Below are 8,062 nucleotides of genomic sequence, written 5' to 3' on the forward strand. Positions count from 1 at the left end.
AAACTGAAAATAACCAAAAAGGAGGCGAATAAAGCCTCCTTTCTTTTTTAAAATTTACTTTCACCGGACAGCAATGGTCAATATCACTGACCCACCCTGACAAAGCTGTAAAGGTCCAGATGCATTGATGGTAGGTGTGGTAACTGTATAATAAGAAATTGTTACAGGTGCTGAAGTCGCAAAACATCCATCTTTCGATACCGTAACAGTATAAGTACCCGGCCCTACAGCAATCGCCCTTGTCGTTGCACCAGTTGACCATTGATACGTATCATATCCTGCGCCCGCATCAAGTGTCTTAGTTGCACCAGGACATACAGAAAAATTTGAACCGGGTATTGGTGTTGGGCAACTAACAGTAGTTACAGTCACTACATTGCTATTAACACTGTTACCACATCCATTACTACTATAACAGTAATAAGTACCTGCACTATTAACCATAATACTATTTCCTGATGCACCAGTTGACCAAGTGATATTGGAGCCGCTTGCAGATAGTGTTGCACTTTCACCATTACAGAGTAGTAAGCTACCTGATGGTGTAACACTGGGTGCAGTAGGAATATTATCGGTTGTTACAACAATGAAATTACTCGCACTCGACTGTCCGCACGCATTAATGGCGCTTGCAGAATAAGTACCGGACGCACTCACAGTTATACTGTTACCCGTTGCACCATTTGACCAGATATAATTACCTGTAGAACCAGACGCAGTCAGCAAAGCTGTTGCACCATTACACAATGGCATCGTTGAAGTAGTAGCAATAACTGGCGGGTCTGGCAACACTGCGTTTGCAGGAATAAAACGGTACTCCGTATATGGGGCATCGTTATCAATTATACCATAAGCACCAATGATAACTACATTGCCTGTTTGGTGAGGGATGGTATAAGAATACACGGCATTAATACTACCGGCAGAACCATATTCAATATGGCTACCGGACTGTACATGAAAGGAACTTGCATACCTGCCCAGTACTCCGTCTGTCCGTAAGTTTTTTACTTTGAAAGAAAGACTTAGCTGACCTGTTGCACAGTTATAGTTTTCTGAGATCAACTCGACCTCGATATAATTATTTCCCGGCAAAGGTTGCGCCTGCATGACAAGGGGCAACAGCAGGCACATAAGTAGCCCCCACCGGTAAAACCGGTGTAAAACACTTGTTCTCATAACGATTGTTTAAAGTGAAAAAATTAGTAACCTAAATGATGGGAAAGGGATAACCCGACTATCCATCGGCACCTGCCGATGTCAGGGTTAAAGAGAATTTTTTGTTGGGCAAACAAACCAATGCGAAAAACATCTGTCAGATAATATTGGTAAGCAATCTCACCTGTAAGTCCAAAACTTGATCGCCTAGAAAATGGCCAGTCCTTATATAACCAGGGTTCCTGATCTACCTGCCAGTTTAGTCCGATAGCTCCGGTAAGTCCACCCCTTTTCTCCAAAAATGTACCAACTAACTGGTCACAGTGCAATAAAAGATCAGCACCGTAAGAACGATACAACAAATGATGTTTCGTTCCTTTCTCCATAAAAGCACTTAGCGATAATTTAAATGGACTGTTGGAATAATGTGTATAGCGCAGTGAAAGAAAATCGGCAGGGCTAAAAGATTTACCTGCCACAAAACTGATAGATTGGGCATTTGCAGACCAACACATCAAGCTCATCATCATCATTGCAAATAGCTTCATAGTTATTTTATTTTGATAACACAAAGCTACTGCGACTAAAAAGTGAAGAGATTTTATTTGATCATTCTTACAAGATTGATCATCAATTATGAAACTTGACGAAAGATTTATATTTCATATGAAACATTTTGAGAACAAGCTCCAAAAAATGCGATTGTATTAAATTGATTCACTTCCAAAAATCCCTGTCGTTCAAATAGGTAATACTTATCTTTATGAATCATATTACTTGGCTTTCCAAGCCAAGTAATATGATCACTCTTAAATCAATTAATTCTTGAAGGCAATAATCATTGAAGATGAAGCGAAGAGCAGGAAACACCTTGAAATGCTTCTACGAAAACATTGCAGCAATATTGAACTATGCGGAACTGCCGCTGGTATTGGAGAAGCGAAAGAATTATTTTATAAATGTATCCCCGACTTACTCTTTCTCGATATTGAACTAGGAGATGAATCCGGATTTGATCTTTTAACAGAACTAAGTCAGCAAAACTTTGCCGTTATTTTTACAACAGCTCATGAACAATATGGTATCAGGGCTATTAAATTTTCTGCGATTGATTATTTATTAAAACCCATACAACCAAAAGAACTTATTCTCGCTGTTGAAAAAGCAGTGACACAACAAAACATAAAAGGTTACCAGCAACAAATTCAACATCTATTAACACAGTTGTCGCAAAAAACAGGAACTGAACGAACGATTGCTATTCCTCAAAGCCGTGAACTGCGTTTTGTTCAGGTCTCCGATATTATTCATCTAATAGCCTCCAATAATTACACCCACCTGATATTAAAAGATGGAGAAAAACTAACTGCATCGAAAGGTATTTTTCATTTCGAACATTTATTAGACAAGACAGGTTTTATCCGTACCCATCAGTCTCATTTGGTCAACGCCTCATGTATCAGGAGTATCCGTACTAAGGGGCAGGTATATGAAATTCAATTAACCAATGGCGATCTTGTTCCTGTTTCAAAACGTAATATAGTTACAGTGCGTCAGGTCATCCAATCATGAAATTCAAAAACGGCTTCTGCCTTTCCTAACATTACATCTAATGAAAACTCGATAGAAGTAACAGGAAACAATACTTTTAAATGCCGAATCCTTTGTCGTGTAAACACCAGCCCATGCCCACCCGCTGTTGACTGCCCTTTCCTTTCTGAGGAGGCATTATTGACAATGCGAATAAACATAGATGATCCTGACAAACTGATTATTAATTTAATCCAGCCATTCTCGCCAAGAGAAGCTGCACCATGTTTCACAGCATTTTCAATAACTGGTTGTAGCAACATGGGAGGTATTTCAATTTCTGCTAAATGAATATCTTCAGAAATCTGAATGGAATATTGAAATCCAAAACGCAATTGTTCTATCTGCATATACTTTTCCATCAGTTCAATTTCTTCTTGAAGACTAATCAGTATTTTGTCGGAGTTTCTTAATGCTTCTCGCATGATAGAAGAAAAAATGGACAAGTAATGATTAGCCTCTTCTCTTTCTCCATCCATAATCAATCCTTCGATAGAACTCAGCGCATTAAATATAAAATGCGGATTTAATTGAGATTGAATAGTAGTTAGTTGTTCTTCTAGTCTTTTTCTTTGTTCAGTTAATTTTCGGAGTCTGCGTTGATAAAAGAATCGGGTAGCAAATATTACCAGAATAATCAGTAATACTAAACCAACCATTTGAACCCAGATAATCTGGTACCAGTAAGGACGAATAATTAAATGATAGGTTATCTGCTCTTGTTGATTAGGATACCGTAATTCGAGTTCATACGCATTTCCTTCTACAAGTTCTGGAAGTGCAAGTATGTGACCGGTCATTTTCCAAAGCCCTTCCTGCCTATCGTCCCGTTTTGTTAACCGATACTGAACCACAGTATCCGTCAATAAAGGATAGGTTTGTAACGTTAAAGTTAGCTTGTCTCCAGGATCAATAATGATTTGCCGCCCATTCATTTTTTCGTAACCCAATGGGATATATGGTTTCCGCTTATGTTGTTTGGCGTGAACGCTATTATCCAAACTATCAAAATTACGATTGACCCTATACCCTGTTATTTGAGGAACAAGAGGTTTGACTACAAATCCAATTTGCTGAACAATAGTACCATGTGGGTTTTTCCAAACCATAAAAAACGCTTGATTTACTTCCATGACTGTATCTACCAGTAAATCTCTATATTCTAAACGTCTCTCTCGTTTGTTACTTAAATAGGAAGAATCCCCGACCAAAAAAAGTGAAAGGGCTTCCTGTTCTTTAAATGCAAATGGAGGAGATACCTGGATTAAATGATCAAATTCGATGGATGACTGGCGAGGTGCCAATTTTACACGAATACGGCCTGTTCCTGTTTCAAACTGTTTTTGATCCTTCCATCTGAAAATAACAGGATCTGATTCTATTAGCACTGGCACACGATTCAATACGCAAATTGTTTGCCTTAATGAGTGATGCTGTGCATATATGTTTCCATAAAAGCAAATTAGAATAATGATGGAATAGCGGGTTTTCATTATTTTAAAATTACAAATTCCTTTAATAACATCCCAATTCACATTAGTCTACGATAATGACACAATGTGGTTTAACCGTAGTGAATTGTAAAGGCAGTTTTGTTTCAAAAGAAGGAAACATGAAAACAAAACTACTATGGTCACTTTTATTACTATCTGGTGTTGGATGTGTTAAATCAGATACTAACCTTGATAACATCGTAATAAAACAGGAAGCCATTTTTGCTTCAAAAAAAGAGGCGGTTGAAAAAATACGCAGGTACCTGTCTGAGAAGAAAGCAGAAGAAAAATTGATCGACATTGAAAATATCTCATACGTTCATACGCCGACCAGAACAATTGCACTTGTTTTTTATCAATCGAATACGGGTACGCATAACCTTGTTGTAGAAAGAACTACTGGGCAACAGGAAGAATTCAGAACAGAATCAATTACAGTGTGCGATGGGGAATTGTGTGCTTGTAAAGTCACTGCAAGAATTGATAATACAGGCAATGTGACAATTGGATGTAATTGTTCTAGTTGCGAAATGATCACCACCCAATACTAGTTATGTATCTGCACCCAGATTCAAACTTATTAGGTGAAGCCATTGAACCTTTGGTAATCCCACAACATTTACAACACTATCTGCTAACTGGGTTTTCTCACAATTTTATTAAAGCAAATGGGCTTAGTTTATTGACACAACATTACGAACATCCTGAGTTGGATATCTACCTGCACCATATTCAGGCTGCAAAACAGCTTCGGTTAGTTGCAAAAGCTGCCAGTAAACGTATGATATTGGGCTACTTGGTCAAAGGAGATGTTAACCTCTATTTTCATGATCAGACAACAATATCTGTTTCGTTGCAATCAATGTTATTTTTCAAAGCCCAGACAGGAAAGGAGATTCAACTTGAATTTGAAGCAGGTAATCACGAAATGATTTATTGTTGTTTGAAACCTGCATTTGAAAAGCTGATATTGCAATGGTATCCAATTTTGTCCGATCAATCAATAGCACCCTGTCATTTCCATGTCTCCCATTGGGTACACTATCAATGGCGCGAATTATGGAACAACGATTTTCCATCAGTTATATACCCTGGTTTCGTTGCTGAAAGAATACGTACTCTTTTACGACACCTTGTTACTGAACAACTCTCTGCTGAAAAAAATAGAAACTTACACTTGCTGCATCCTGAAGTCCCGATTACTATAGTGGAAAAAGCTTATACCGCCCGTCAGTTTATTGATGCGAAAATTGGGCAACCGCTTAGTTTAAAAAATCTCGCCCAACTAACAAGATGGAACCTACAGGGCTTAAAACAGGGTTTTGTGCAGGTATTTGGAATCAGTCCTCACCGATATATGATTCAGCAGCGCATGAAAATAGCACTTTCTATGATCCAGCAGACCGAAGAACCCATTCAGGTTATTGCACGCACATGTGGCTATACCAGACCGCATCATTTCATCCATCAGTTTAAGCTAACTTATGGTATGACTCCAGGAGAAGCAAGAAAAATATAAATATAATAGATTGATTATCAATAATTAGAATAATTTTTGTCAAGTTTATACCATTAAAAACTTGACAAATAAAATATCTTAATACCTTTATCTAGTGAAAACAGAATCACTTAGTAAAGCCATCACTCATAAAATAGAAAACTTACCGGAAGGTGAAGTGTTCGATTATAAATATTTCAACCTCCCATCTGCTAATGAAATAGCATTAGCACAAACACTAAGCAGGCTCAATAAAAAGGGAGTAATTGAAAGAATAACAAAAGGGAAATTTTACAAACCGCGTAATACCCTATTTGGTAAAATAAAACCACTTGAAGATGAGGTAATAAAGACCGTAACCTACAGAGGAGATAAATTGATTGGATACCTGACGGGGGTAACGCAATACAATAAAATGGGCTTAACCATGCAGGTGCCAAATGTACTTGTGATCGGAACCAATCATGTTTTACCTGCAAAAAAAATCAACAATTATAAGATCAAGTACAGCAAACGCAATGTTCAGATAACCGAAGAAAATATATCGTTATTACAACTGCTTGATGCTATTAAAGACATCAAAATAATACCTGATACCAAGATCGACAGTTCTTTCAAACGACTGACTGATATGATCCAGAATCTTACACCCATTCAGCAAAAAAAAATATTACAATTAGCTATGCAGTACAATGCAGCAACAAGAGCATTGACAGGAGCCATATTTGAAAAATATGTACCGGAATTACAGGTAAGGGAACTAAAACAATCACTGAATCCATTAACCCGATATATGATAGGTATTTCCAAAGAATTATTACCAAATCAACCAAATTGGAACATAGAATGAACTTTCATGAATCAACAGCATTCCCGGATGCACTAGCGGTAGCAGCCGAAGTATTGGGAATACGCCCGGTCCTGATCGAAAAAGACTATTGGGTTACTTATATCCTGCGTAATCTGGCATTCTCAAAATATGCTGACATAATTGTTTTCAAAGGTGGAACATCTCTTTCTAAAGCATTTAACTGCATAGAACGTTTTTCAGAAGACATAGACCTCGCCCTATTATCACAGGAAGGAATGACAGGATCAAAAATAAAAAAATTACTAAGCGAAATCGATCATACGATAACAGAGGGGATGGAATATGTAAGAGGTGACAAAAAAGGTCGCAACAGAAAAACCTGGTATAATTATCCAAAAACACAAAGCGGTCAGTCATTTGGCGCGGTAAAGGAACTGATTCAGTTAGAAATTAATGCCTTTACCAATCCTGTACCACATGTGAGGCGACAGATAAAAACCTACCTCTACGATTTTCTTCTTTCAAGAGGTAATGTAGACCTCATTAACCAATACCGTTTAGAGCCATTTGAATTAAATATCTTATCACTGGAGAGAACTTTTTTCGAAAAGACATTATCACTCAACCGACTTTCCTATGAAGGCGTAGATATATTAAAAGAGAAAATCCGACATTTTTATGACTTGCATCAGTTATATCACCGAACCGATTTAAAGCAGATTATTTTTGAAGATAAAAATTTTGAAATTCTTTCACTTGCATTATCTGATGATGCAAATTTCCAAACTTTTGATGGTGAATGGAAAGGGAAATTATTGAGCGATTCTCCATTATTTACTTCACTGGAAACAATCTGGGGCGACCTGACTCCAACTTATACAGAAGAATTGTCGAATTTGATCTGGACAGACACCTTACCACCACCGACAGAAATATTAGAAGTGATGAAAATGATAAGAGCCTTTGTTCAACGATTCGATCAGAATAGGGAGCACTTTTAGTTTTGTAATATGAATCAACTTAAGACAGAAATACTACAAAGGCTTTTCCGGTAAGAAATCAAAAGGAGGTATTTGAATATTTTAACACGCATATTGATTATACATGCTATATCTACATATAAACTGAGAGCTTTAGATAGTAACAATAAAATCACCAATAATCCTGTGATGCCTGATGACTATTTCTTCTTAGGTCATTTTTCTGAAAAGAAATCACTAATTGAGGTTTCTAATGCCACCGATAACTTCACTATAGTATAAAATTCAATGTTTCGTAGCCCGTTTTCAATTCTACTTATCTCAGATCTGTCAATACTGGTCATAACTTCAAGCTGAAGCTGGGTAAGGTTATTCTTTTCTCGAATTTCTCTTAAACGTTGCCCAAATTGCTTTAGCTCAGTTTTATACCTTTTTTCTTCTTTATTCACATAACAATTGTAGGCTCCCCCAAAAAGTTGTCCATTCTTGGTTAGAGTTAACGGGAAAAAGCTTGTTAATTTTAAACTTTGAA

At 37.2% G+C, this 8,062-nt stretch carries 9 protein-coding genes; 5 read left to right on the forward strand and 4 right to left on the reverse strand.

Annotated features, from left to right (window positions below; translation table 11 throughout):
- Positions 1 to 60: 60 nt before the first annotated feature.
- Both ACTIEV_RS15150 and ACTIEV_RS15155 read right to left on the reverse strand, forming a co-directional pair.
- The gene (locus ACTIEV_RS15150; RefSeq protein WP_322195696.1) at positions 61 to 1,110 is read right to left on the reverse strand and encodes a hypothetical protein; all 1,050 of its coding nucleotides are present in this window, start codon (positions 1,108 to 1,110) and stop codon (positions 61 to 63) included.
- 92 nt (positions 1,111 to 1,202) lie between these two features.
- On the reverse strand, positions 1,203 to 1,706 hold the full coding sequence (locus ACTIEV_RS15155) for a hypothetical protein (protein ID WP_322195695.1): 504 nt from the start codon (positions 1,704 to 1,706) through the stop codon (positions 1,203 to 1,205).
- Between the two features lie 277 nt (positions 1,707 to 1,983).
- Between ACTIEV_RS15155 and ACTIEV_RS15160 the strand changes: the two genes are divergently transcribed.
- A complete protein-coding gene (locus ACTIEV_RS15160; protein ID WP_322195694.1) occupies positions 1,984 to 2,730 on the forward strand; it encodes a LytR/AlgR family response regulator transcription factor in 747 nt (248 codons plus the stop codon).
- Here the strand turns inward: ACTIEV_RS15160 and ACTIEV_RS15165 are convergent.
- Positions 2,712 to 4,241, reverse strand: a complete 1,530-nt coding sequence (locus ACTIEV_RS15165) for a sensor histidine kinase (protein WP_439516789.1) — start codon at positions 4,239 to 4,241, stop codon at positions 2,712 to 2,714. The genes ACTIEV_RS15160 and ACTIEV_RS15165 overlap by 19 nt on opposite strands.
- A gap of 119 nt (positions 4,242 to 4,360) precedes the next feature.
- On the opposite strand from ACTIEV_RS15165, the gene ACTIEV_RS15170 reads away from it, so the two are divergent.
- The 4 genes from ACTIEV_RS15170 to ACTIEV_RS15185 all read left to right on the forward strand — a co-directional run bounded on the left by ACTIEV_RS15170 (position 4,361) and on the right by ACTIEV_RS15185 (position 7,551).
- Positions 4,361 to 4,792 (forward strand): hypothetical protein, encoded by a 432-nt coding sequence (locus tag ACTIEV_RS15170; RefSeq protein ID WP_322195692.1) that lies wholly within the window; start codon positions 4,361 to 4,363, stop codon positions 4,790 to 4,792.
- The gene (locus ACTIEV_RS15175; protein WP_322195691.1) at positions 4,765 to 5,760 is read left to right on the forward strand and encodes a helix-turn-helix transcriptional regulator; all 996 of its coding nucleotides are present in this window, start codon (positions 4,765 to 4,767) and stop codon (positions 5,758 to 5,760) included. Before ACTIEV_RS15170 ends, ACTIEV_RS15175 begins: the two co-directional genes overlap by 28 nt.
- A gap of 94 nt (positions 5,761 to 5,854) precedes the next feature.
- The gene (locus tag ACTIEV_RS15180; protein ID WP_322195690.1) at positions 5,855 to 6,589 is read left to right on the forward strand and encodes a DUF6088 family protein; all 735 of its coding nucleotides are present in this window, start codon (positions 5,855 to 5,857) and stop codon (positions 6,587 to 6,589) included.
- On the forward strand, positions 6,574 to 7,551 hold the full coding sequence (locus tag ACTIEV_RS15185) for a nucleotidyl transferase AbiEii/AbiGii toxin family protein (protein WP_439516790.1): 978 nt from the start codon (positions 6,574 to 6,576) through the stop codon (positions 7,549 to 7,551). The genes ACTIEV_RS15180 and ACTIEV_RS15185 overlap by 16 nt, the downstream gene beginning before the upstream one ends.
- A gap of 194 nt (positions 7,552 to 7,745) precedes the next feature.
- On the opposite strand, the gene ACTIEV_RS15190 is transcribed toward ACTIEV_RS15185, so the two are convergent.
- Positions 7,746 to 8,062, reverse strand: a 317-nt coding sequence (locus ACTIEV_RS15190) for a helix-turn-helix domain-containing protein (RefSeq protein ID WP_439516791.1), incomplete at its 5' end; no start/stop codon positions are given.

It is taken from the genome of Sediminibacterium sp., from assembly GCF_051861365.1.
In the GTDB taxonomy this organism is placed as follows: Bacteria; Bacteroidota; Bacteroidia; order Chitinophagales; family Chitinophagaceae; genus Sediminibacterium.

What these genes read in the sequence shown, in the direction of transcription:
- ACTIEV_RS15150 (WP_322195696.1), bottom strand. Translation starts at nt 1,110, where the DNA reads ATGCAGGCGCAACCTTTGCCGGGAAATAATTATATCGAGGTCGAGTTG.
- ACTIEV_RS15155 (WP_322195695.1), bottom strand. Translation starts at nt 1,706, where the DNA reads ATGAAGCTATTTGCAATGATGATGATGAGCTTGATGTGTTGGTCTGCA.
- ACTIEV_RS15165 (WP_439516789.1), bottom strand. Translation starts at nt 4,241, where the DNA reads ATGAAAACCCGCTATTCCATCATTATTCTAATTTGCTTTTATGGAAAC.
- ACTIEV_RS15170 (WP_322195692.1), top strand. Translation starts at nt 4,361, where the DNA reads ATGAAAACAAAACTACTATGGTCACTTTTATTACTATCTGGTGTTGGA.